Genomic DNA, 24992 nt, shown 5'->3' with positions numbered 1-24992 from the left:
TCTGGGGTACCCTCAAGTGTGAAAAGTATTCTTTACATAAGTATGATACGTTTGAAGAGCTTTCGAAGGCGAATGATAAATACATTCAATTCTATAACCATGATCGATACCAGAAACGACTAAGCGGCTTTAGCTCCATGGAATATAGAGCTAAAGCCGCTTAAATCTTTTTTATTATTTCCACTGTCTACTTGACAGGGGGCAGTTCAAAGGGGTCAGACCCCTTCAACGAACTAAAGCGAACTGTGCTTCTTCGCTTTCTGTGTATTGGCAAAGTGAAGCTTCACGTAGTGGTTGAGTGCATCCGCGCCCATTTTATTGATTAGCTTTCCTGCTGCGATGTCGACTTTTGCTCCGGCTCCTTTTGGCAGCTGAAAGCCTGCTTCGTCACTTAGCTGGTCCATTGCACGCAAAAAGGCGTAGCGTGCAATAATAGATGCTGCGGCCACAGAGAGGTGAATCCCTTCTGCTTTTGTGCTGAAGTAGACATTGTCACGAACAATCTTTTTTTGGCCTTGAAGATGTCTGTAATAAATACTTTTTTCGGCAAATTGATCAATCAGAATGCCTTCTGGCTGCTCTGGCTTGATTTTCTCAAGCAGATGCAGAATGGCTTGGTTATGTAAGACCGCTTTTATTTTTCCTTGGGACCAACCCTGACCCTGACGTTCGTTATATTTCTCGTTTGGCAGTGTTAGCAGGCTATATGGAATGGTCTGCAGTAATTTTTTTGCAATGATGATGATCATTGGATCCGTTAAATTCTTGGAGTCTTTTACGCCGTATTCTTTTAATAGCTCGAGCTGATCCCCTCTAACATAGGAAGCAACGACAGTAATCGGACCAAAATAATCTCCTGTTCCTACTTCGTCCGTCCCAATGAGCGACATTACAGAGATGTTGGCTGGCAAAACAGCTGTACCTGTAGAGGAGGATTTCTGTGTTGGAATGGAAGGGGATGAGCCCCAGCGAGCTGCTTCTATACGCGCTTCCTTCCCTTGGAAAAGGACTTTTCCTGACCTGTATGCAGTAATGGCGCATCCGGCTGTTTTCGCTGCAAAAATAGCGCCCGCCGGTATGGTGGAAGTAATGGAAGAATGATAAAAATTTTTCATTTTGTTAATCGTTTCAGCTGATACTTGCAGAACAGTATTTGACAAATGAGTGACCCCTTTTTGTATAATCTTTACTATTTTTCGACAGGATTGTATCTTTTCTTTTCATCTTGAAAAGTATCATGTTATGATAGTGATTAGGATTCTCGAGAATGGGGGCTTATACGTTGTCTCATGATGAAAAAAACCGCATAAGCGTTGATATCTATGGACAATCATACTCCATTGTTGGCAGAGAGTCCACGTCGCATATCAGACTCGTCGCCTCAATGGTAGATGATAAAATGAGAGAGATTAATACGATTAATCCTTCACTTGATACAGCAAAGCTTGCCGTACTTACAGCTGTAAATGCTGTTCATGACTATTTAAAACTTAAAGAAGAATTAGAAGAGTTAGAGAATGAATTAAAACGACTAAAGGGTTGAATATTTGATGTTAGATTTGGCATTGTTTATTTTAATGATAATAGGCTTTTTCGTTGGACTGCGCCGTGGATTTATCCTTCAGCTTATTCATATGATTGGGTTTTTCGTCGCATTTTTCGTTGCCTATTTATATTATGATGTCCTTGCACCAAAGCTTACACTATGGGTTCCATATCCAGCTTTTGATAGTCATTCTGAGCTGCGAATGATTACAGAATCAATTAATTTTGAAGAATCTTATTACCGGATTATTGCTTTTTCAATCATTTTCTTTGCAGTAAAGCTGTTGATGCAGCTAATTGGCTCTATGTTTGACTCCATTTCACAATTTCCTATTCTGCGTCCGTTAAACGTATTTGGAGGAGGTATTCTGGGGGTTTTGGAAGTGTATTTTATCTTCTTTATCCTTTTATACATAGCAGCGATGCTTCCAATTGCATCGGTTCAGAGCGCCTTGGACGGTTCCTGGATTGCAAAATTTATTTTGACAAACACACCCATTTTTTCCGAGCAGGTAAAGGAATGGTGGCTTGAGTCACGCCCCTCTTAAGCGAAGCATAATGGCATGTTTGTTTTGGAATAGGTAAATACAGCCTGTATCTCCCGCGTGGCGGAGGCCAGGCTTTTTCTTTTGTTCATTAATTTGCTACCATTAGAAGTACCATAATGCTAAGAGTGGAGGACTGTATGTTGAATAAAAAAGATATTATCAAGCTGTTGGAAATGATTGCTTTATATATGGAGCTTAAAGGTGAAAATCCGTTTAAAATATCTGCGTTTCGTAAAGCCGCACAGGCCATTGAAACAGATGACCGAAGTCTATCACAAATAGATGATCTGACGCAGATGAAAGGTGTAGGAAAAGGGACAGCCTCCGTCATTACCGAGTTCATTGAAACCGGTGAATCAAGTGTGTTGAAATCATTGAAGGAAGAAGTACCTGAAGAACTTGTGCCATTATTGAAGCTGCCCGGCCTTGGCGGAAAGAAAATTGCAAAGCTTTATCAGGAGCTTAATGTACAAAGCATCGATGATTTAAAGAATGTATGTGAACAGCATCTTGTCCAAGGACTAGCTGGGTTTGGCAAAAAAACGGAAGAGAAAATTCTTGCTGCCATTCAGGAGGTGGGAAGCCGCCCGGATCGATTACCGATCGCTTTTATGCTGCCGATTGCAGATGAAATCGATGTTGTTCTCTCTGGAATTCCTGAAGCTGAGCAGTACTCTCGTGCAGGAAGTCTCCGCCGCACTCGTGAAACGATAAAAGATCTCGATTATATTATTTCAACGAAAAACCCTTCTGCTGTTCGAGATGCGCTCATTTCTATTAAAGGAGTGAAGGAAATTATTTCAAATGGTGATACAAAGGTCTCAATCATTTTGGACCGGGATTATGACGTATCAGTGGATTTTCGTTTAGTGAAGGAAGAATCGTTTGCAACAACGCTTCATCATTTTACTGGATCCAAGGATCACAATGTGAAAATGAGACAGTTAGCGAAGGAGCGAGGCGAAAAAATTAGTGAATATGGAGTAGAATCCATTGAGACTGGAGAAGTTACTCACTTTCATTCAGAAATCGATTTTTATCAGCATTTTGATCTGCCGTTTATTCCACCTGAGGTTAGAGAGGATGGAACGGAGGTGGAACGCTACTCTAATGCAGAGCCGTTGCTTGAACGAGAGGATATGAAAGGTGATCTTCATATGCACACAACGTGGTCAGATGGTGCCTATTCACTTGAAGAAATGATAGAGGCGTGTCGTGCAAAGGGCTACGAATATATGGCTATCACAGATCACTCTCATTATTTAAAGGTTGCCAATGGACTTTCTGCTGAGCGGCTTCGCAAACAAATCACTGAAATTAAAAAACTGAATGCCCGTTATGATGATATTGAAATTCTAGCAGGTGTTGAGATGGATATACTGCCTGACGGATCACTTGACTTTGATGATGAGCTATTGGCGGAGCTTGATATAGTGATCGCTTCAATTCACTCAAGCTTTTCGCAATCAAGAGAACAGATCATGGAGAGGCTGCAAACGGCATTAGATAATCCGCATGTCGATATTATTGCGCACCCAACCGGCCGAATCGTTGGTGAAAGAAAAGGCTACGATGTAGATATGGAAGAGCTAATTAAACAAGCAGCAAAAACAAAGACTGCGTTAGAGCTAAATGCTAACCCGCATCGTTTTGATTTGAATGCGGAAAATGTGGCACTCGCAAAATCGCTTAAGGTACCGATCGTTATCAACACAGATGCCCACGACATTAGCCATTTGAATTTTATGGATTTGGGCGTCCGGGTAGCAAAAAAAGGATGGCTTAAGAAGGAAGATGTGTTAAATACCAAATCATGGTCAGCGTTATCGGAGTTTTTAAATCGATAAGAACATGAATGGCAGAAAGCGCCCTGGCATCGTGCACTACCGTTCTGTCGGCGAGAAGCACTGACAACACCAGCATTATATATGCCAATCGCAGCTGAACGACCGCTTTGCGCTTTTTATAAGGAGGAACGTTATGAATGATAAAGCGATTAGAACGCTAGAGTTTAATAAAATTAAGCAGCAAGTAATGGAACATGCTGCTTCTGCGCTTGGTGCAGCAAGAATAGATAAAATGGCACCATCCACAAATTTAGAAGAAGTGATTCAGTGGCAGGATGAAACAGATGAAGCGGCAACTGTTCTCCGTTTAAGAGGGGGTATGCCGCTCGGGGGGATGCATGATATTTGGGCACATATAAAGCGTGCGGAAATTGGAGGCACGCTAAGTCCGCATGAATTGGTGCAGGTAGCGAGTACAATTCGCGCGAGCAAAACCATTCGTTTATTTATTGAAAAGCTGGTGGATGAGGATGAATTATCTCTTCCAATATTAAAGAATAAAAAAGATACCATGGCGATTTTAACCCCGCTTGAACATGCCATTTTTGAGGCAATTGATGAAAGCGGAGAGGTATTGGACTCAGCGAGTGCAGAACTTAGAAGCATCAGACAGCGAATTCGTTCAAGTGAGAGCAGGATTCGTGAAAGACTGGAAGGAACGATCCGTTCTAGAAATGCACAGACGATGCTCTCGGATGCAATTATTACGATTCGAAATGACCGCTATGTTATTCCTGTGAAGCAAGAATATCGCGGTCATTACGGCGGGATTATTCATGATCAGTCTTCATCAGGGCAAACACTTTTTATTGAACCTGAAGCAGTTGTGAATTTAAACAATCAGTTGAGAGAAATCCGCTTAAAAGAACAGGAAGAGATCGAAAGGATTTTAATCGGGCTAAGTGCAGCTGTTAGTGAGGAAGCATACGATCTGTTATTAACAGTGGATGTTCTTGGAGAGATCGATTACATGTTTGCAAAAGCAAAATACGGGCGTGTGATCAAGGCCACAAAGCCCGAAGTGAATGATCAGGGTATTATTAAATTAAATAAGGCAAGACATCCTCTTTTGCCAATTGATGAAGCCGTAGCCAATGATATTTTTCTCGGTGAGGATTTTACGACGATTGTTATTACAGGTCCCAATACCGGAGGGAAAACAGTTACGTTAAAGACGATCGGTCTTTGTACGTTAATGGCGCAAGCCGGATTACCCCTTCCTGTTTTAGACGGTTCAAAAATCGCGGTTTTCGAATCTGTTTATGCAGATATTGGGGACGAGCAGTCCATTGAACAAAGCTTAAGTACCTTTTCATCACATATGGTAAATATAGTAGACATCCTAAAACAAATGGATAGCGGCAGTCTTGTTTTGTTTGATGAGCTTGGTGCAGGAACTGATCCTCAGGAAGGGGCGGCGCTTGCCATTTCTATTTTGGATGAGGTGCACAATAAAGGCGCGCGCGTCGTAGCGACAACCCATTATCCTGAATTAAAAGCCTATGGCTATAATCGCGACGGAGTCGTAAACGCCAGTGTAGAATTTGACGTGGACACTTTAAGTCCGACATACCGTCTATTAATTGGTGTACCGGGTCGGAGCAATGCGTTTGAAATATCAAAGCGTCTTGGTTTAGAGCAATCGGTGATTGACCATGCTAAATCATTTGTTGGAACGGACAGCAAAGCAGTAGAAAGCATGATTGCATCATTAGAATCTAGCCGTAAGCAGGCAGAGCGAGATTATGAAGATGCACATGATTATTTAAAACAAGCTGAAAAGCTTCATAAAGACATCCAGAAGCAAATGATCGAGTTTTATGAAAAAAGAGATGAATTATATGAAAAAGCACGTGGAAAAGCGAGCGAAATAGTTGAGCAGGCGAAAATAAAATCAGAAGAAATTATGACTGACTTGCGAAAACTAAGATTGGAAAAAAACGCAGAAGTAAAAGAACACGAGCTCATTGATGCAAGAAAGCGACTTGAGGATGCGGCTCCTATACAATCAAAGAAAACGGGTAAATCAAAATCTCCTTCATCTTCATCTGTAGCAAGAATCCTTCAGCCTGGAGATGAAGTTAAGGTTCTTACGTTTGGTCAGAAGGGTTATTTAATTGAACAGACCGCTGAGAAGGAGTGGAGTGTTCAAATTGGTATTTTAAAAATGAAGGTAAATGAAGCGGATATGGAATTTATGAAATCAGAGAAAAAAGCTGAGCCAAAGCCGCTCGCAACAGTAAGAGGGAAAGATTTTCATGTCGGTTTGGAGCTTGATCTTCGGGGGGAAAGGTTTGAAAATGCCCTCATGCGAGTTGATAAATACATTGACGATGCCTTGCTTGCAGGATATCCGCGTGTTTCAATTATTCATGGAAAAGGGACGGGTGCATTACGACAGGGTGTTCAGGAGAAGCTTAAAAATCATCGGTCTGTCAAAAATGTGCGTCTTGGTGAAGCGGGTGAAGGCGGCAGCGGGATTACCGTGGTAGAATTTAAGTAAGTGATGTAAATAATGAACAAAGGTGGCATTTGTACATGAGCGGATTTTGGCAGTACCCCTTGGTTGAAACAGCAGGATATTATAGTGTAGTCGTGCTTTGTATTATCGTATTTTTAGCTATTTTTGAGGCTGTTACGAAGTATGAGAATTGGGAAGAAATCAAGAAGGGAAATCTGGCTGTAGCGATGGCTACAGGCGGTAAAATTTTTGGTATTGCCAATATTTTTCGTTATTCAATCGATCAGCATGATTCATTATTAGCGATGATTGGCTGGGGGATGTTCGGATTTATGCTGTTGCTCATTGCTTATTTTATGTTTGAGTTTCTAACTCCAAAGTTTCGTGTAGATGAGGAAATAAAGAATAATAATCGAGCGGTCGGATTGATTTCAATGGTGATTTCAGTGGGGCTATCCTACGTGATTGGGGCAAGTATCTAATAGGGGGAACTGAAATGGAGACGCTCGCAAAGGTGCTTATTGTTTGCTGCGCAGCATTTATGGTATTGGGAATCGTTTATTTGTTTATCTCTTGAACAGAGAAGGCACAGAAAATTATCATGATTTCTGTGTCTTTTTTCATATGTTAAATTGTAACCGCTTTCTATTTCGATTATAATAAATATAGTAATGGGAATTTTCAATTAATTTATTAAGTTTTAAGGGGGGATTTACATGTCAGAACAGCCTTGGCTTGCGCTTTATCCCGACACAATTCCTACACAGCTAACGTATGAGCAAAAGCAGGTTCACGCATATTTGACGGAGGCAGCAAAGAATTATCCAGAAAAGATGGCCATTCACTTCATGGGGAAAGAATTTTCGTATAAAGAAGTGAACGAAAGCTCGCTGAAAATGGCGAAGTATCTACAGGACATTGGTGTGGAAAAGGGTGACCGTGTAGCAATTATGCTGCCGAATACGCCAGCTTCCGTTATTGCCTATTATGGTATCCTGTTTGCCGGTGGTGTTGTGGTTCAAACCAATCCACTTTACACAGAACGTGAAATTGAATACCAGATGAAGGACTCGGGTGCAAAGGTCATTATTACGCTTGATATTTTATTTCCGCGTGTATCAAAAGTTTTTAAAAACACTAGTTTAGAGCATATGATTATCACAGGGATAAAGGATTTTCTGCCGTTTCCTAAAAATTTTATCTATCCTTTTATTCAAAAAAAGCAGTATGGAATTACGGTGAAGGTGGAGCACAGCGGCAGCAATCACCTGCTAACAGAAATCTTGAAAATTTCATCACCGACTCCAAAAGAGCAATCATTTAATTTTGAGGAAGATATTGCTATTATTCAGTATACAGGCGGCACTACTGGATTTCCAAAAGGCGTGATGCTGACGCACAAAAATTTGATTGCCAATGCTTCAATGTGTGATGCCTGGCTTTATAAAAACAAAAAAGGAGAAGAAAGCATTCTTGGCATTCTCCCATTTTTCCATGTGTACGGTATGACAACAGTTATGATTCTTTCTGTTATGCAAGGCTACAAAATGATACTGCTTCCGAAATTTGACGTCGAAACTACATTAAAAACGATCCACAAGCAACGCCCAACCATTTTCCCGGGTGCGCCAACGATCTATATTGGCATCTTAAATCATCCAGAGCTAAGTAAATATGATTTATCTTCCGTTGAATCTTGTCTTAGCGGTTCAGCACCGCTTCCTGTTGAGGTTCAGGAAAAATTTGAACAGGTAACAGGAGGCAAGCTGGTTGAAGGCTATGGATTAACTGAGTCATCTCCCGTTACACATGCGAACTTTATATGGGATCAAAAGAGAATTAAAGGGAGTGTTGGCGTACCGTGGCCTGATACGGATTCGCGGATTTTATCCATGGAAACAGGTGAACCGCTTCCCCCTGGAGAAATCGGAGAAATTATTGTCAAAGGTCCGCAAATTATGAAGGGATACTGGAATCAGCCGGAAGAAACCGCGGCAACTATACGAGATGGATGGCTGCATACAGGGGATTTAGGCTACATGGATGAGCAAGGATTCTTTTATGTGGTGGACCGCAAGAAGGATATGATCATTGCGGGTGGGTTTAATATTTATCCACGCGAGATTGAAGAAGTGATGTATGAGCACCCAGCTGTCCAGGAAATTGTAACCGTCGGTGTGCCAGATACGTACCGCGGTGAAACAGTTAAAGCTTTTATTGTGTTAAAGCAAGGACATCATACAACAGAAGAAGAACTTGATGAATATGCCCGTCAGCACCTTGCATCATACAAGGTACCAAGAATCTATGAATTCAGAGATGAGCTGCCCAAAACGGCTGTTGGTAAAATTCTTAGAAGAAAGCTTGTTGAAGAAGAAAAAGAAAAACAACAGGCCAATAAAAAGCTTGGATAATAAGACGGGAAAGAGGGCAACTATTTGACTCTTTCCAATTATTCTATTGTAGGATTATACTTGACGAGAGTATAATTACTTAGTAAGATAAAAATATGAATGAATAATCATTCATATTTTTATTTTTCTTTTTAATGACTATTTTAAAGGTAATTGTTAATTTTTGTACTTTGTTGATTGGAGCGGAAGGCGAAGGCCTTTCGCTCCAATCAACAGACAAGTTTAACAAAGTCTTCTGAATAAATCATTGATTATGTAACGAAAGGCGATGACCCGATGAAACGAGATAAACCAAAGTTCAAACAAATTATAGATGCTGCAGTAGTGGTCATTGCTGAAAAAGGCTACCATCAAGCACAAGTGTCAAAAATTGCGAAACAAGCAGGTGTTGCAGACGGAACGATCTATCTTTATTTTAAAAACAAAGAGGATATTTTAATCTCATTGTTTGAAGAGAAGATGGGTCAATTCGTTGAAAAGATCCGGAACAAAATGGCACGCAAGGAAAGTGCAGTCGATCAATTATATGTTTTAGTAGAGAACCACTTTTTAATGCTGTCTGAAGATCAACATCTGGCAATTGTCACACAGCTGGAATTACGTCAATCAAATAAAGATATTCGCTTAAAAATAAATAAGGTTTTAAAGGAATATCTTTTATTGGTTGATGAGGTATTACATAGCGGAGTTGAGTCTGGTGATTTTTCCGAAGATTTGGATATCCGGCTAGCAAGACAGATGGTTTTTGGTACAATAGATGAAGTAGCGACCACCTGGGTGATAAATGAGCAAAAATATGATATTAATAAGCTTGCTCCGGGTGTCCACTCATTAATTGCAAAAGGCTTAAGACCATAGAATAGGGGGGAAGAGGATGGGCTTCTTATCATGCAAGATCGAAAACCAGATTGCGCTCGCTGCCATTCAGCGCCCGCCGGCCAATGCACTATCAAGCGAGCTTGTTGCTGAAATTGATGAGTGGCTAACGAGTGTTGAACATGATGCCGATGTACGTGTACTGCTTATCCATGGTGAAGGGCGCTTCTTTTCAGCTGGAGCAGATATAAAAGAATTCACCGAAATTAAAGATGGCAAGGCGTTTGGAGAGCATGCAAAAAAAGGACAGCGTGTATTTGAACGTATCGAAACATTTAGTAAGCCTATCATTGCTTCTATTCATGGTGCTGCATTAGGAGGCGGGCTGGAGCTTGCAATGTCCTGTCATATCCGCTATGTAAGTGAAACGGCAAAACTTGGGCTGCCAGAGCTTCAGCTGGGGCTTGTTCCCGGCTTTGCGGGCTCGCAGCGGCTGCCAAGATATGTTGGGATTCCAAAAGCAACTGAGATGCTATTAACCAGCGAACCGATCTCGGGTGCTGAAGCGGTTCAATGGGGACTTGTAAACCAAGCGTTCCCAGAGGAAGAAGTATTCGAAAAATCGAAAGCGCTTGCAAGAAAAATTGCGAAGAAAAGCCCGGTCTCAGTTAAAGCAGCCCTTGATCTATTGCAGTATGCAAAAACCGCTGATTTTCAGCAAGGGGTAGACAAAGAAGCGGAATGGTTTGGTGAAGTATTTTCATCAAAAGATGCAAAAGAAGGAATAGAAGCCTTTATTCAAAAAAGAACACCGGTATTTAAGGGAGAATAATTCACGATACAAACGGAGGGAACAAGGATGAACTTTTACGTTTTAATGAAGCGAACATTTGATACTGAGGAAAAGATTGCAATAAACGGGGGACAGATTGCGGAAGATGGTGCAGAGTTCATTATCAATCCATACGATGAGTATGCGATTGAGGAAGCGATACAATTGCGGGACGAGCATGACGGAGAGGTGACAGTTGTTTCTGTAGGCTCAGAAGAAGCCGAAAAACAGCTAAGAACAGCTCTTGCGATGGGTGCAGACAAGGCGGTTCTTATTAATATCGAGGACGATGTGGAGGAAACAGATCAATTCACAACAGCTCGTATTCTAGCAGAATATCTGAAGGATAAGGAAGCTGATCTGATCCTTGCAGGAAATGTAGCCATTGATGGCGGGTCGGGTCAAGTAGGACCGCGCGTTGCTGAACAGCTGAATATCCCGTACGTTACCACAATTACGAGTATCAAGATCGATGGGGAAACCGTCACAATTGTACGTGATGTAGAAGGGGATTCAGAAACGCTTGAGACATCCCTTCCGCTTCTTGTAACGGCACAGCAAGGCTTAAATGAACCGCGTTACCCATCTCTTCCAGGGATCATGAAAGCGAAGAAAAAACCTCTTGAAGAGCTGGAACTCGATGATTTGGATTTAGAGGAAGACGATGTTGAAGCAAAAACGAAAACGATTGAAATCTACCTTCCGCCTAAGAAGGAAGCAGGAAGAGTCCTTGAAGGTGAAATTGATCAGCAGGTAAAAGAGCTTGTCGATCTGCTTCACAAGAATAATAAAGTCGTATAAAGGAAGATTTCAGCAGACGAAATAAATACAACATCATCACTTTTCAGGAGGTTAACGAAAATGGGGAAAAAGGTTTTAGTATTAGGAGAAATGAGAGATGGTGCACTGCGTAACGTGTCATTTGAAGCGCTAGCAGCAGGAAGAACCATTGCTAACGACGGTGAAGTAGTAGGGGTACTTATTGGAGAAACAGTAGCTTCGCAGGGTCAAGAGCTAATTGCGTACGGTGCAGATCGTGTTGTGGTGGTGGAAGATGAGAAGCTGAAGCACTATTCTTCTGATGGTTTTGCTCAAGCATTTTTGGCTGTAGTTGAAGCTGAAGGTCCTGAAGGAATTGTTTTTGGACATACGGCACTAGGGAAAGATTTGTCACCGCGTATTGCAGGGAAGCTGGGAAGCGGCTTGATCTCCGATGTGACTTCATTGGAAGGAGAAGGAGACGACGTGGTGTTTGTCCGTCCAATCTATAGCGGAAAAGCATTTGAGAAAAAAATGGTCAAGGAAGGAATTGTTTTTGCGACAATTCGCCCGAACAACATTGCTCCATTAGAGAAAGATGCTTCACGCAGCGGAAAGGTAATAACGCTTTCTGCAGAGATAAAAGACCTTCGTACAATTATTAAAGATGTTGTAAGAAAGGCTACAGAAGGAGTCGATTTATCTGAAGCTAAGGTCGTTATAGCAGGCGGGCGCGGAGTGAAAAGCGAAGACGGCTTCAAGCCGCTTCAAGAGCTTGCAGATGTGCTTGGTGGAGCAGTCGGAGCTTCCCGAGGTGCATGTGATGCGGAATACTGCGATTACTCACTGCAAATTGGTCAAACCGGAAAGGTCGTTACACCAGACCTTTATATCGCTTGCGGTATCTCGGGAGCCATTCAGCATTTAGCGGGTATGTCCAACTCGAAAGTGATTGTAGCGATCAATAAAGATCCTGAAGCAAATATTTTCAAAGTAGCAGACTATGGGATCGTAGGTGACCTATTTGAGGTTATCCCGCTGCTGACAGAAGAGTTTAAGAAGTTAAAGGTAGCAACATCTTAATAGCACGAATGGAAAAGCCATTCAGTTTGGAGATTCACTTTCCTAAACTGGGTGGTTTTTTGCGAGTTTATCCATTGGTAATTAAAAATGAAAATCATTCTCAATATTTTTTAAAAGCTTATTGACAACCATTCTCAACTAAAGTAGACTGAATATTATCAACGATAATCATTCTCAATTATATGAGAATATTTGTCATTGATAGTATACATAGATCACAGGAGGTAGGAATATGAATGTTAGGAAGCTTTGGCTTATCGCCATTCTAGCGCTTCTTGCTGTAGTTATGGTGGCGTGCGGTTCAGATTCAGCTGATGAAGCTGCATCAGGTTCCGTTGATACCAACTCAGACGAAGCAGTAAAAGCGAGCGAGGAGTTAGAAGGTGAGCTAGTTATTTATTCATCTAGAAAAGAAGAATTTGTCCAGCCGATTTTGGATAAGTTTACAGAGCAAACAGGGGTAGAGGTTCATTTGCTTGCAACAGATGAAACGGTAGTAAATCGTATTGTGGAAGAGCAAGTGAACCCACAGGCAGACATTTTCTTTTCAAATGACACTGCAGCGATGGAGTACCTTCATTTAGAAGGGATTTTACAGCCGTATGAAGGTGAAGATGCGAAAGTGATTGATGAGAAATATCGTGCAAGTGATAATTCTTGGATTGGGTTATCTGCACGTACACGCGGCTTTATCTATAACAAGGATTTGATTTCGGAAGAGGAAATGCCTCAAACGATTGAAGAGCTTGCAGATCCAAAATGGGATGGCCAATATGCGATCACTCGTGGCGGCAACGGATCGATGATTGCTCACGTAGCGGCTCTTCGCGCTGAGTGGGGAGATGACAAAACAGCTGAGTGGCTGCAGGAAAGCGGCAAAAACGCAGGTGCTGTTTTATCAGGACATGGAGATATTCGTAAAGCTGTCGGCGCTGGTGAGTTTAAGTTTGGCTTAGTAAATAACTATTATTACCATCAGCAGCTAGCTGAAGCAGAAGGAAACAATGTAGGCTTCATCTATCCTGACCAAGGTGAAGATGAAATGGGCGCTTTTGTTAATGCTGCAGGAATCGGCTTTATCAATGGTGCACCAAATCCAGAGAATGCTGAAGCATTTATCTCATTTATGCTTGAAGAAGACAATATGAAAGATTTTGCGTTCAACAGCAAGGAAGTTCCACTTCATCCTGATGTGGAAGCAGTACCTGAAGCACTGCCAATCAGCGAGTATAAAACGATGGACATACCATTAAGTGAGCTAGGCCCAGTTTGGAATGATGCCAAACAATTAATCGAACAGTCGGGTCTTCCGCTTGAAGTCCAATAATAAAATAGGTCTGAAGGTTCGAGGGTTTTTCTCTCGAACTTTTAGTCGTATTTTTAGTTCCTCGCAATCACCAGGTCTCGCGTTAAGTGCAATGGTTGTCTTAACGGGGATTTTAATGGTGATTCCTGTCATTTATATCGCTGTCCGTTCATTTGATAATGGTAGTCAACGCTGGTTGGAATTGCTAGACACTCGTATACCCTTCTTATTAGAAAAAACACTGAGCCTAACACTGGCTGTCACGCTATTAGGTTTACTGATTGGTGTAATACTTGCAATACTTGTAGTTAATACCAATTTGCCGGGAAGAAGAATTTGGAGATGGCTGCTGGTTATCCCGCTCACGATTCCTCCGTATGTAGGAGCAGTTTCATATATTATCCTTTTGGGACCCAGTGGTTGGGTTGAAGGATGGTTCGGTTCAACGATTGATGTTTTTTCTTTCCCAATCGTCGTATTAATTCTTACTGGATTTACATATCCGTATATTTATTTAATTGTCAGCGCATCCTTACAAAAAATTAACCCTTCCTTTGAAGAGGCGGGGTATATAAGCGGGTTATCTCCATTAGGTGTAATTCGTAAAGTAACCATTCCAATGGTCCGGCCGGCTATTGGATCGGGAGCAATTTTAGTAGCGCTCTATATTGTCAGTGATTTTGGTGCTGTAGCCATGCTAAGGTATCCAACATTTACGCAGGCAATCTATTTCCAAATGGGAAGCTTTGATCGAGTTGGTGCATCAATTTTCAGTTTAATTCTTATTTTGATTACCCTGGTATTTTTATATCTGCAGTATTTGTCCAAAAGAAGAATGAAATTTTATCAAATTGATGGAACGAGCAAGGAACCGGTACTGATTGATCTTGGAAAATGGAAAACGCCAGCGCTGCTATTTGTTGGCACCGTTTTTGGTTTGTTTGCTGCGATACCAATCGCTGTGCTCCTTTATTGGAGCGGCATTGCAGTGGCTTCCGGTGTCATTGATTCGAGGTTTTTCCAGTTTACAATGAACAGCTTTACAGCAGCAGCCATTACCTCAGCGCTCTGTCTCGTATTCGCCCTGCCGTTAATTTATGTGAAAACACGTTTTAGCAGTGTACTTTCACGGATGGTGGATGTCATAAGTTATTTGAGTTATGCGCTTCCGGGTGTTATTGTGGCATTAGGTGTGATTTTTATTTTTATCAATTATCTTCCATTCATGTACGGGACCATCGCCATGTTGATTATGGCTTATATGATGAGATTTTTACCTCAATCACTCCAGTCAACAGAATCGTCCATGGGGCAGGTTTCACCAAAAATTGATGAAGCCGCGTTAAGCTTAGGGAGAAGACCAGTGCAAGTGTTGAATCAGGTTATCTTACGATTAATACAGCCTGGAATGATCGCCAGCTTCTCGCTCGTTTTTGTCAGTGTTATCAAGGAACTGCCGGCAACGCTATTGCTGCGCCCCGCTGGTTTTGATACGCTTTCTGTTCGAGTATGGATTGAAACATCAGATGGCTTTTATGCAATGGCGGCACCGAGCGCATTGCTGATTATTATTATATCGATACTGCCAATTAGATGGGTTATGAACAAATATTAGGAGATGGTGAGTGTGGCATCCATTCAACTGCAGAATATCTGTAAATCATTTAATAAAGGTGAACAAGTATTAAATGACGTTAACTTCCAAGCAAATGAAGGGGAGATCGTTGCGATCTTAGGTCCGAGTGGATGTGGCAAGACAACGACGCTGCGTGTCATTGCGGGCTTTGAAATGCAGTCGGAAGGGACCCTTCTGTTAAGTGACCAGCCAATCGATTCAAGACACCAATGGGTTCCGGTTAACAAACGGAAGGTCGGGATGGTGTTTCAGGATTACGCGCTTTTCCCTCACTTAAATGTAGAACAAAATATTCGCTTTGGTGTAAAAAAGCCAACAAAGGAATGCGCTACGTTAGTTGAAACAATGCTCGATCTTGTTGGGCTAAAGGGAATGAATAAGCGCTTCCCGCATGAGCTTTCAGGCGGACAAAAACAGCGTGTGGCGCTGGCGCGGGCACTTGCTCCTTCACCAAAGGTATTGTTAATGGATGAGCCTTTTTCTAATCTTGATGCTGAATTAAAATACACGATGCGATTTGAAGTCAAACGCATCCTGAAACAGGCGAAAATTACGACGGTCTTTGTTACCCACGACCAAAAGGATGCACTTGCTATTGCAGATAAAATACTTGTGATGAATAAAGGTAAGATTGAACAGTTTGGAACTCCTCAAGAGGTGTATCACACACCTGTGACACCATTTGTCGCCAGATTTCTTTCTCGTTCCAACCTTATAGAAGCAAAAAAAGTGGGGGATTATATTCATACCCAGCTCGGTAAGCTGTATGATCCTTCGGGGAAACCTGGTGGTTCAGGATTTCTAGTTGTGCGCAGGGACAGTATCGCTTTATCTCCAACAGGCGACTATGAAGGAACTGTCCGTCAGGTTGCCTTTGAAGGGGAATATAAAGAAATTGTGATTTCTTATGAGAAAACGAAGCTATCTTTCTTCACGAGTGACCCGTTCTTCAACATTCCGGACATTGGTGAAAAAGTGCGCTTCTCATTTGAGGATTATTATTTTCTTCCTGACCCAGCGAATGAAATCCAAGCTCACGAGCAGGTAAAAGAATTGCAGCACGCATGATAAGCAAAAAACTCGCGTAACTAGATTGTCGGTGCTATAATTTTGCTATATTCGGTATTAAAGGAGGAAATTATTATGGCTATTTCTCATGTAACAGATCAAACATTTTCAACTGAAACAAATGATGGTCTAGTATTAGCAGATTTTTGGGCACCTTGGTGCGGACCTTGTAAGATGATTGCTCCAGTTCTTGAAGAGCTTGATGCAGATATGGGTGACAAAGTAAAAATCGTTAAGCTGGATGTTGATGAAAATCAAGAAACAGCAAGCAAATTCGGCGTTATGAGTATCCCTACACTAGTCGTTTTCAAAAACGGAGAAGTTGTGGATAAAGTAGTTGGTTTCCAACCGAAAGAAGCGCTTGAAGAATTGCTAAACAAGCACGCGTAATAGAAAAATCGAGCCGCAAAGGCTCGGTTTTTTTATATAATCTTTGATCTATTGTCAATCGAGCCGGGTCCAAACGGCTCGATTTTTGCGTTTCACAGATGGATTGTTTATGATGGATTTACACTACTTTAACAGTAACGGGGGGCAATCGAAATGAATGAATTATTGAAGCACAAGCTTGCGGTTTTACCTGACCAGCCCGGCTGTTATTTAATGAAGGATCGCCAAAACACGATTATCTACGTGGGAAAGGCAAAAGTATTAAAGAATCGGGTGAGATCCTATTTTACTGGTTCTCATGATGGTAAAACGCAAAGGCTGGTTTCTGAGATAGAGGATTTTGAATATATCGTGACTTCCTCCGATATGGAAGCGCTCATTTTAGAACTCAATTTAATTAAAAAGCACGATCCTAAATATAACGTCATGCTTAAGGACGACAAAACCTATCCGTTTTTAAAGATAACGGCTGAACGACATCCAAGGCTTTTAATTACGCGTAAGGTAAATAAAGATAAAGGAAAGTATTTTGGGCCATATCCTAACGCGCAGGCAGCGAACGAAACAAAGAAGCTGCTTGACAGGATGTATCCATTGCGAAAATGTACCTCTCTTCCAGACAAGGTGTGCCTGTATTATCATCTAGGTCAATGTTTGGCGCCATGCGAATTTAATGTAGAAGAGTCTACGTATCGTCAAATGACGGAGGATATTAGCCGTTTTTTAAATGGGGGATATAAGGAAGTGAAAGCGTCTCTCCACCAAAAAATGATGGAAGCTGCAGATAACCTTGAATTTGAGCGAGCAAAGGAATATCGTGATCAAATTTCGCATATTGAAGCAACAATGGAAAAACAAAAAATGGCGATGAATGATTTTACCAACCGCGATATATTTGGTTATGCGGTGGATAAAGGCTGGATGTGCGTCCAGGTGTTTTTCGTGCGTCAAGGAAAGCTGATTGAGCGCGATGTCTCGTTATTTCCGATCTATGCTGAGCCAGAAGAAGAATTTTTAACCTATCTGGGTCAATTTTATATGAAGCCTAATCATTTCAAACCAAGAGAGGTGCTTGTGCCTGCAGAGGTGAATAGTGAAATGGCCGAAGCATTGCTGGACGTAAGCGTTAGACAGCCTGTTCGTGGGCAGAAAAAGGACCTGTTAAAACTTGCAGAAAAAAATGCGACTATTGCACTGCAAGAAAAGTTCTCATTAATAGAGCGGGACGAAAATCGAACCATTAATGCTGTCGATCAGCTTGGTCTTGCGATGAACATTCATCCGCCGCTGCGAATCGAAGCGTTTGATAACTCTAATACTCAGGGTAGTGATGCTGTCTCAGCAATGGTTGTTTTTATTGATGGTCGTCCTGAAAAAAAAGATTATCGTAAATATAAAATTAAAACAGTACAAGGGCCTGATGACTATGAATCTATGCGTGAAGTTATCAGAAGACGTTACACTCGCGTATTGAGAGACGGACTTCCCTTACCTGATTTGATTTTAATTGATGGAGGAAAAGGACAGATTGAAGCAGCGCGTGAGATTTTAGAGGATGAGCTGGGGCTTGAGATTCCGCTAGCCGGATTGGCAAAGGATGAACGTCACCGGACATCTCAGCTTCTTTTTGGCAATCCGTTAGAGATTGTACCGCTTGGGAGAACGAGTCAGGAGTTTTATTTACTTCAACGTATTCAGGATGAAGTTCACCGATTCGCCATTACGTTTCATCGGCAGCTCCGCGGGAAAAATTCGATTCAATCGGTGCTTGACGGCATTCCTGGCATCGGTCCTAAACGCAAGAAACTATTACTCAAGCATTTTGGGTCAATTAAAAAATTGCGGGAAGCTACCGTTGCTGAAGTAATGAATGCAGGTATTCCAGCAGCTACAGCAGAAGAAATTGTAAAAACATTGCAAGAATAGCATTGATTGCATGGGCGTATCATGCTATAATCTAAACTAGTTTTATACACAATCACTTTTATTTATGAAGTGGTGATAGAGGTGCGAGACTCAAAAGTAGCACTGCGGAGGAAGATGAATTCCACTGATGCAGCGTGAAAGGGACGATCGCCGAAGTAAATGACCTGTTCATCCAGTCATTCGCTGGTTCTGCATTGAAGAAATGCAGAGCTGTCAAGATGTTTAATCATCTTGGAGAGCTATCTCACCTGTGGCAGCGTTGAACTTATCTGTTCAAAAGCAATGGGATAGCATATCCTATTGCTTTTTTTTTATGGACATTTTTCGATATACCTGTTGGTGAGAAATACAAGGAGAAAGAAGGGAATACCATGGGGATCATCGTACAAAAATTTGGAGGAACCTCTGTCGGATCGGTCGAGCGCATTCAAAATGTGGCGAATCGAGTCGTACAGGAGGTGCAAAATGGGCATCAAGTTGTTGTCGTTGTATCGGCAATGGGAAAATCAACGGATCATTTAATTAAATTGGCATCAGAATTAAGTTTAAAACCAAGCAAAAGAGAAATGGATATGCTGCTGACAACAGGTGAACAAACAACTATTGCATTGCTTTCAATTGCACTGCAGGAAATAGGACAGCCGGCCATTTCGATGACAGGCTGGCAGGCCGGAATTCAAACCGAGTCTGTTCACAGTAAAGCACGTATTACACATATAGACCCGACAAAACTGCATGTAGAGCTAGGACAAGGAAATGTTGTGATTGTAGCAGGCTTCCAGGGCATGGATATCAACCATGAAATTACAACGCTTGGACGCGGCGGATCGGATACGACGGCAGTTGCGCTTGCAGCTGCACTTAAAGCAGACCGGTGTGATATTTATACAGATGTGGATGGTGTATATACTTCAGATCCTCGTTACATAAAGGGGGCAAGAAAACTAGCGGGTATTTCCTATGATGAAATGCTGGAGCTTGCAAATCTTGGAGCGGGCGTACTACACCCAAGAGCGGTTGAATTTGCAAAAAACTATTCAATCACGCTTACAGTGCGATCCAGTATTGAACAAACCGAAGGAACATTGATTGAGGAGGTTTCTAATTTGGAACAAAATTTAGTCGTGCGCGGTGTCGCATTTGAAGAGGATATTGCCAGGGTGACCATTCTTGGTCTTGAAAATGAAGTAACGGGACTGGCGAATATTTTCAGTACGCTGGCATCAAATCATGTCAATGTAGATATTATCATTCAGAGCAGATCTGAGGTTGCGTTAACAAATCTTTCTTTTTCGATCAAGGGAGGAGAGCTTGAAGAAGCACTTCAAGTACTTAGCGACAATCAGGACAAGCTTGGTTTTAAACGAATTGAATATGAGCTAGGCCTAGCAAAGGTTTCAATTGTTGGCTCTGGGATGGTGTCAAACCCTGGTGTTGCTGCCCAAATGTTTGAAGCATTATCAACCAATGATATTGCAATCAAAATGGTGAGTACATCCGAAATCAAAGTATCCACTGTAGTAGATCAAAGAGATATGCTAAAAGCTGCTCAAATCGTTCACGAAAGCTTTTCACTTGAAGAGCTGCAGCCTGTAGCAGCGCTTGCAGCCAAGGCTTAATTGGAACGAGAAACGCCGAGCAATGATAAACTGCTCGGCGTTTCATTTCATTCAGCCTAAACTATTTTACTTTGCGAGAGGGCAGTTCATACGGATCTCGGCTATCCCATTTAATAACAAACTGAACAGTAGCTTTTCTTTTTTGAGGCTCATAGATCGCCTCTGTTTGATATTGCTTTAACATGGCATACTGCTCTGCAAGAAAACCGGCTTCCAATGTAAAATACTCAGCCTGGTTCATTTTCATGCGTTCTTCAAGAAAGGGTCCCGTTAATTCTAAAATGATTTCTTCTTTTCTTTGTTTAACAAGCTGAAGGTTTCCCCAATCAGCCTTTTTAAAAAAATGAATAAGTTCTTCTTCATTTTGTACAGCGTACTTTCGTGCCAAGTTCTTTCCAGCCCAATACAGAATTTCGTTTGTATGCGTACCAAGCAGCTCGGGTACAAGAACGTCCCGGATTAATGAATAGCCAAACAGGCTGATTTGTTTTGGTGTTTCACTTGATTCAGACATAATATGTACCTCTCTTTCCACGGTTCCATTATACTGCGATCTGATAAAAAGTGTAAGGTAGCTTTGAAGATTTGAAGGATTTGTCGGATCTCGTTTTTAAAAACAGGGAATATTGAACGAGAAAATGCACAGTTGACAGATGAAATTTTCCTAACATAATTAATTGTGAATATTTTGTGAAATCAACTAACTTAAAATTAATATTTTATGTATAAACTTGACATTTTATTTCCGTGAAAATAATTAACGTTAATTGTCTGAAGATTGTTGAAGTATTGCAGTATTTAGGCATTTTTTATGTGAATTGCTTACATGAATAAACGAAAATACTGAATCGTTTTTATGTATACGTTTTCTTGACGCTCCTATCTTATGGGAGTACAATTGATTTGTCACATAAATGTTATATTGTGCGGTTAAGCAATGCTGTTCGTCAAAATATTCATTATTTTTCGACTGCATACAGCTTGTATTTATTTTTAGAGGGGGTAACATTCAATGGCAGAAAATCGAGAGTTTTACCTGAGGAGACTGCATTCTTTAGTGGGCGTCATTCCAGTTGGAATTTTCCTCATCCAGCATTTGGTCGTTAACCACTTCGCTACTCGCGGCGAACAGGCCTTTAACGATGCATCTCACTTCATGGAAAGCTTGCCTTTCAGACTATTTCTTGAAATTTTTATTATTTTCGTACCGCTGTATTTCCACGCAATCTATGGAGTCTATATTGCATTTACAGCTAAAAACAATGCAAGACGATACGGGACTTTTAGAAATTGGATGTTCATTCTTCAACGTTTTACCGGCATATTTACACTAATTTTTGTTACATGGCATATTTGGGAAACACGTATTCAAGCAGCGCTTGGAGCAGAGGTTAACTTCCACATGATGGAATCGATATTGGCTGATCCATTCATGCTTGCATTTTACATAGCTGGTGTAATTTCTACTGTGTTCCACTTTGCGAATGGACTATGGTCATTCTTTGTAACATGGGGAATTACAGTTTCACCTCGTTCACAGTTGATTTCCACTTATGTGACGATGATCGTTTTTATCGCACTTTCCATCGTCGGTATTCAAGCTATATTCGCATTCGTATAAACATATAAAAGCAAGATTAATGATTAATAGTGTTGTGAGGACTGATGTCATTCAGTCACGGATTACAGTAAGGAGTGTGACATGATGGGTAAAGGGAAAATTATTGTTGTCGGTGGAGGTCTTGCCGGATTAATGGCGACCATTAAGGCAGCAGAAGCTGGGATGTCAGTAGACTTGTTTTCACTTGTTCCGGTTAAACGATCTCACTCTGTTTGTGCGCAAGGCGGCATTAACGGGGCTGTAAATACAAAAGGAGAGGGAGACTCTCCTTGGGAACACTTTGATGATTCTGTATACGGGGGAGACTTTTTAGCAAACCAGCCTCCGGTTAAAGCAATGTGTGATGCAGCACCTGGCATTATTCACTTACTTGACCGTATGGGTGTAATGTTCAACCGTACGCCTGAAGGCTTGCTAGACTTTAGACGCTTTGGTGGAACACAGCATCACCGTACTGCCTTTGCAGGAGCGACAACTGGACAGCAATTGCTGTATGCATTGGACGAGCAGGTTCGCCGCTACGAGGTGTCAGGACTTGTAACGAAGTATGAGGGCTGGGAGTTCCTTGGCTCTGTACTGGATGACGATGGTGTATGCCGCGGGGTTGTAGCACAGGACCTTAAAACAATGGAAATTCACTCATTCCCTGGCGATGCGGTAATCATGGCGACGGGCGGGCCTGGCATTATTTTCGGGAAATCAACAAATTCTGTTATTAATACTGGTGCAGCAGCCTCCATTGTGTATCAGCAGGGTGCTTATTATTCAAATGCCGAGTTCATTCAAATTCACCCTACAGCCATTCCTGGAGACGATAAGCTTCGTCTTATGAGTGAATCAGCTCGCGGTGAGGGCGGCCGTGTTTGGACGTATAAAGATGGGAAGCCATGGTACTTCCTTGAAGAGAAATATCCTGCGTATGGAAATCTTGTGCCGCGCGATATCGCAACACGTGAAATCTTTGACGTATGTGTGCGGCAGAAGCTTGGTATAAATGGTGAAAATATGGTGTATTTGGATCTTTCGCATAAGGATCCAAAGGAACTAGATATTAAACTTGGCGGAATTATCGAGATTTATGAGAAATTCATGGGAGATGATCCCCGCAAGATGCCAATGAAGATCTTCCCGGCAGTTCACTATTCAATGGGCGGGCTTTGGGTAGATTATGATCAAATGACCAATATACCTGGTCTATTTGCTGCAGGAGAATGTGATTATTCTATTCACGGTGCAAACCGCCTTGGAGCAAACTCACTTCTATCCTCTATTTATGGTGGAATGGTCGCTGGACCAAATGCTGTGAAATACATCAATGGACTTGAAAAAACAGCAGAGGATATTTCTTCAACTGTTTTTGAACGCCACGTTCAGGAAGAACAGGCTAAATATGATCATGTGATGACGATGGATGGAGAAGAAAATGCCTACGTATTGCATAAAGAGCTTGGGGAGTGGATGACGGACAATGTAACAGTAGTTCGTTATAATGACAAGCTTCAGCAAACGGATGAAAAAATTCAAGAGCTTCTAGAGCGTTATGAAAATATTAATATTAACGACACAGCTAAATGGAGCAATCAAGGGGCTGTGTTTACTCGTCAGCTTAAACATATGCTTCACTTATCACGCGTTGTAACGCTTGGTGCATTAAATCGTAATGAAAGCCGCGGGGCGCATTACAAACCTGAATTCCCGGATCGTAACGATGAAGACTTCCTTAAAACAACAATGGCGAAGTTCAACACAGCTACAAATTCACCTGAGCTTTTCTACGAAGAAGTGGATGTATCATTGATACCACCAAGAAAACGTGACTACTCCAAGAAGAAAGGGGATAAGTAGACATGACTGTAAAGGAAACAATGACAGAACAAAAAACGATTACATTTATTATTTCCAGACAAGATGAACTTAACTCCGAGTCTTACACGGAAGAGTTTAAAATTCCCTATCGGCCAAATATGAATGTGATTTCTGCTCTTATGGAAATTCGCCGTAATCCTTACAATGCCAGAGGGGAAAAAACTACGCCGATTTCATGGGATATGGGATGTTTGGAAGAGGTATGCGGCGCCTGTTCAATGGTAATCAACGGCAAACCGCGTCAATCATGTACGGCACTGATCGATCAGCTGGAACAGCCCATTCGTCTTGAGCCAATGAAAACATTCCCGGTAGTGCGAGACCTTCAAGTAGACCGCAGCCGTATGTTTGATTCCTTAAAAAAGGTAAAAGCATGGATCCCAATCGATGGTACGTATGATCTAGGTCCTGGACCGCGGATGCCGGAGAAAAAACGCCAGTGGGCCTATGAACTGTCAAAATGTATGACATGCGGTGTGTGTTTAGAGGCATGTCCAAATGTGAACAGCAAATCAGACTTTATCGGTCCGGCACCTTTATCACAAGTCCGTTTATTTAACGCACATCCAACAGGTGCAATGAATAAAAGCGAGCGTCTTGAATCGATCATGGGTGACGGGGGCCTTGCAAGCTGCGGAAACTCTCAAAACTGTGTTCAGGCTTGTCCAAAAGGAATTCCTTTGACAACGTCCATTGCAGCACTAAACCGTGATACAAGCTTCCAAATGTTCAGAGGCTTCTTCGGAAGCGATAAGGAAGCTTAATAAATCAAACTGCAGGTGTGCTTTGCACCTGCAGTTTTTTTATGGAAAAGCTATGCTATAGATAAGTGTTTATTTTCATATTATATTGTTTGGAGCGGGTGCGTGAAACGCCTGCTTAGAAAAGCGCATCAAAGCAAAACCCCAGAGGCGCGTCATGAGCCGTGAAGGCTATGGGACAGCCCGCGGAAAGCGAACGACCGAAGCAGAAACTACAAATGAATTTAATTTACCCTTTCAAATAAAAAGGTCTTCATTCATTTTTTGCACGAAGTTGATTGAAGGGGAAGGCGAGAGACTCCAGCGGGCTGAATCGGGACAGGCGAGACTTATTCAGGTGCAACTGCGACCTGCGAGGCTCACATCCCCACGGAAAGAGAGCGCCTGTAGCGGAAATGAGCGTACACGTTTAACAAACTCTATGAAAAATAAAATAGCTACAATATTTTCGTTTCATCCTTTTCAGCCTTAAAAACATAAAATTCTGTAAAATC

General features: G+C 41.7%; 22 protein-coding genes and 1 riboswitch. Of the genes, 20 read left to right on the top strand and 2 right to left on the bottom strand.

Translation table 11 applies throughout. The features are described 5' to 3' along the window. On the top strand, window positions 1–164 hold a 164-nt coding region (locus tag KP78_RS21270), incomplete at its 5' end, for an IS3 family transposase (protein WP_157841520.1). Between the two features lie 69 nt (window positions 165–233). On the opposite strand, the gene rnhC is transcribed toward KP78_RS21270, so the two are convergent. Then, entirely contained in the window at window positions 234–1160 is a 927-nt protein-coding gene (gene rnhC / locus KP78_RS16790) for a ribonuclease HIII (protein ID WP_041090581.1), read from the bottom strand. Between the two features lie 122 nt (window positions 1161–1282). Between rnhC and zapA the strand changes: the two genes are divergently transcribed. From zapA to KP78_RS16710, 16 genes are all read left to right on the top strand, one after another. Continuing rightward, the gene (zapA, locus tag KP78_RS16785; RefSeq protein ID WP_041090579.1) at window positions 1283–1543 is read left to right on the top strand and encodes a cell division protein ZapA; all 261 of its coding nucleotides are present in this window, start codon (window positions 1283–1285) and stop codon (window positions 1541–1543) included. 7 nt (window positions 1544–1550) lie between these two features. Next, window positions 1551–2093 carry a CvpA family protein gene (locus tag KP78_RS16780; protein ID WP_041090576.1) on the top strand — a complete coding sequence of 181 codons (543 nt, stop codon included), beginning with the start codon at window positions 1551–1553 and terminating at the stop codon, window positions 2091–2093. Between the two features lie 137 nt (window positions 2094–2230). Further along, window positions 2231–3940: a DNA polymerase/3'-5' exonuclease PolX gene (gene polX, locus KP78_RS16775; protein ID WP_041090574.1), complete on the top strand. Its 1710-nt coding sequence runs from the start codon at window positions 2231–2233 to the stop codon at window positions 3938–3940. 133 nt (window positions 3941–4073) lie between these two features. Then, window positions 4074–6443 carry an endonuclease MutS2 gene (locus KP78_RS16770; protein WP_041090572.1) on the top strand — a complete coding sequence of 790 codons (2370 nt, stop codon included), beginning with the start codon at window positions 4074–4076 and terminating at the stop codon, window positions 6441–6443. Between the two features lie 35 nt (window positions 6444–6478). Next, on the top strand, window positions 6479–6883 hold the full coding sequence (locus KP78_RS16765) for a DUF350 domain-containing protein (RefSeq protein ID WP_041090570.1): 405 nt from the start codon (window positions 6479–6481) through the stop codon (window positions 6881–6883). 234 nt (window positions 6884–7117) lie between these two features. Beyond that, a complete protein-coding gene (locus KP78_RS16760; protein ID WP_041090568.1) occupies window positions 7118–8815 on the top strand; it encodes a long-chain-fatty-acid--CoA ligase in 1698 nt (565 codons plus the stop codon). A 276-nt stretch (window positions 8816–9091) separates the two neighbouring features. After that, on the top strand, window positions 9092–9673 hold the full coding sequence (locus KP78_RS16755) for a TetR/AcrR family transcriptional regulator (RefSeq protein ID WP_041090567.1): 582 nt from the start codon (window positions 9092–9094) through the stop codon (window positions 9671–9673). A gap of 16 nt (window positions 9674–9689) precedes the next feature. Then, window positions 9690–10463 carry an enoyl-CoA hydratase gene (locus KP78_RS16750; protein WP_041090566.1) on the top strand — a complete coding sequence of 258 codons (774 nt, stop codon included), beginning with the start codon at window positions 9690–9692 and terminating at the stop codon, window positions 10461–10463. Between the two features lie 27 nt (window positions 10464–10490). After that, entirely contained in the window at window positions 10491–11264 is a 774-nt protein-coding gene (locus KP78_RS16745; protein ID WP_041090565.1) for an electron transfer flavoprotein subunit beta/FixA family protein, read from the top strand. A 60-nt stretch (window positions 11265–11324) separates the two neighbouring features. After that, window positions 11325–12305 (top strand): electron transfer flavoprotein subunit alpha/FixB family protein, encoded by a 981-nt coding sequence (locus KP78_RS16740; protein ID WP_041090564.1) that lies wholly within the window; start codon window positions 11325–11327, stop codon window positions 12303–12305. 232 nt (window positions 12306–12537) lie between these two features. Next, complete coding sequence (locus KP78_RS16735; RefSeq protein ID WP_041090562.1) at window positions 12538–13632, top strand: extracellular solute-binding protein; 1095 nt, start codon at window positions 12538–12540, stop codon at window positions 13630–13632. Next, window positions 13619–15226: an ABC transporter permease gene (locus tag KP78_RS16730; RefSeq protein WP_041090560.1), complete on the top strand. Its 1608-nt coding sequence runs from the start codon at window positions 13619–13621 to the stop codon at window positions 15224–15226. Before KP78_RS16735 ends, KP78_RS16730 begins: the two co-directional genes overlap by 14 nt. A 12-nt stretch (window positions 15227–15238) precedes the next feature. Then, on the top strand, window positions 15239–16315 hold the full coding sequence (locus KP78_RS16725; RefSeq protein ID WP_052474900.1) for an ABC transporter ATP-binding protein: 1077 nt from the start codon (window positions 15239–15241) through the stop codon (window positions 16313–16315). 75 nt (window positions 16316–16390) lie between these two features. Further along, complete coding sequence (gene trxA / locus KP78_RS16720; protein ID WP_041090557.1) at window positions 16391–16705, top strand: thioredoxin; 315 nt, start codon at window positions 16391–16393, stop codon at window positions 16703–16705. Between the two features lie 153 nt (window positions 16706–16858). Next, a complete protein-coding gene (uvrC, locus tag KP78_RS16715) occupies window positions 16859–18631 on the top strand; it encodes an excinuclease ABC subunit UvrC (protein WP_041090554.1) in 1773 nt (590 codons plus the stop codon). A 68-nt stretch (window positions 18632–18699) separates the two neighbouring features. Continuing rightward, a riboswitch (Lysine riboswitch) is annotated at window positions 18700–18881 on the top strand. A 121-nt stretch (window positions 18882–19002) separates the two neighbouring features. After that, a complete protein-coding gene (locus KP78_RS16710; RefSeq protein WP_041090552.1) occupies window positions 19003–20250 on the top strand; it encodes an aspartate kinase in 1248 nt (415 codons plus the stop codon). A 61-nt stretch (window positions 20251–20311) separates the two neighbouring features. On the opposite strand, the gene KP78_RS16705 is transcribed toward KP78_RS16710, so the two are convergent. After that, window positions 20312–20764 carry a YslB family protein gene (locus KP78_RS16705; protein WP_041090551.1) on the bottom strand — a complete coding sequence of 151 codons (453 nt, stop codon included), beginning with the start codon at window positions 20762–20764 and terminating at the stop codon, window positions 20312–20314. 498 nt (window positions 20765–21262) lie between these two features. Here KP78_RS16705 and KP78_RS16700 point away from each other — a divergent pair, with 498 nt between their 5' ends. The 3 genes from KP78_RS16700 (at window position 21263) to sdhB (ending at window position 24501) form a co-directional block, all read left to right on the top strand. Further along, the gene (locus KP78_RS16700; RefSeq protein ID WP_041090549.1) at window positions 21263–21871 is read left to right on the top strand and encodes a succinate dehydrogenase cytochrome b558 subunit; all 609 of its coding nucleotides are present in this window, start codon (window positions 21263–21265) and stop codon (window positions 21869–21871) included. An 84-nt stretch (window positions 21872–21955) separates the two neighbouring features. Further along, window positions 21956–23716: a succinate dehydrogenase flavoprotein subunit gene (gene sdhA, locus KP78_RS16695; protein ID WP_041090548.1), complete on the top strand. Its 1761-nt coding sequence runs from the start codon at window positions 21956–21958 to the stop codon at window positions 23714–23716. A gap of 20 nt (window positions 23717–23736) precedes the next feature. Next, window positions 23737–24501 (top strand): succinate dehydrogenase iron-sulfur subunit, encoded by a 765-nt coding sequence (gene sdhB / locus KP78_RS16690; protein ID WP_041090667.1) that lies wholly within the window; start codon window positions 23737–23739, stop codon window positions 24499–24501. The last annotated feature ends 491 nt before the right edge of the window (window positions 24502–24992 follow it).

Origin of the sequence: Jeotgalibacillus soli (genome assembly GCF_000829435.1) — a bacterium.
GTDB classification, from domain to species: domain Bacteria; phylum Bacillota; class Bacilli; order Bacillales; family Jeotgalibacillaceae; genus Jeotgalibacillus; species Jeotgalibacillus soli.
This window is presented reverse-complemented; position numbering and strand designations above follow the sequence as displayed.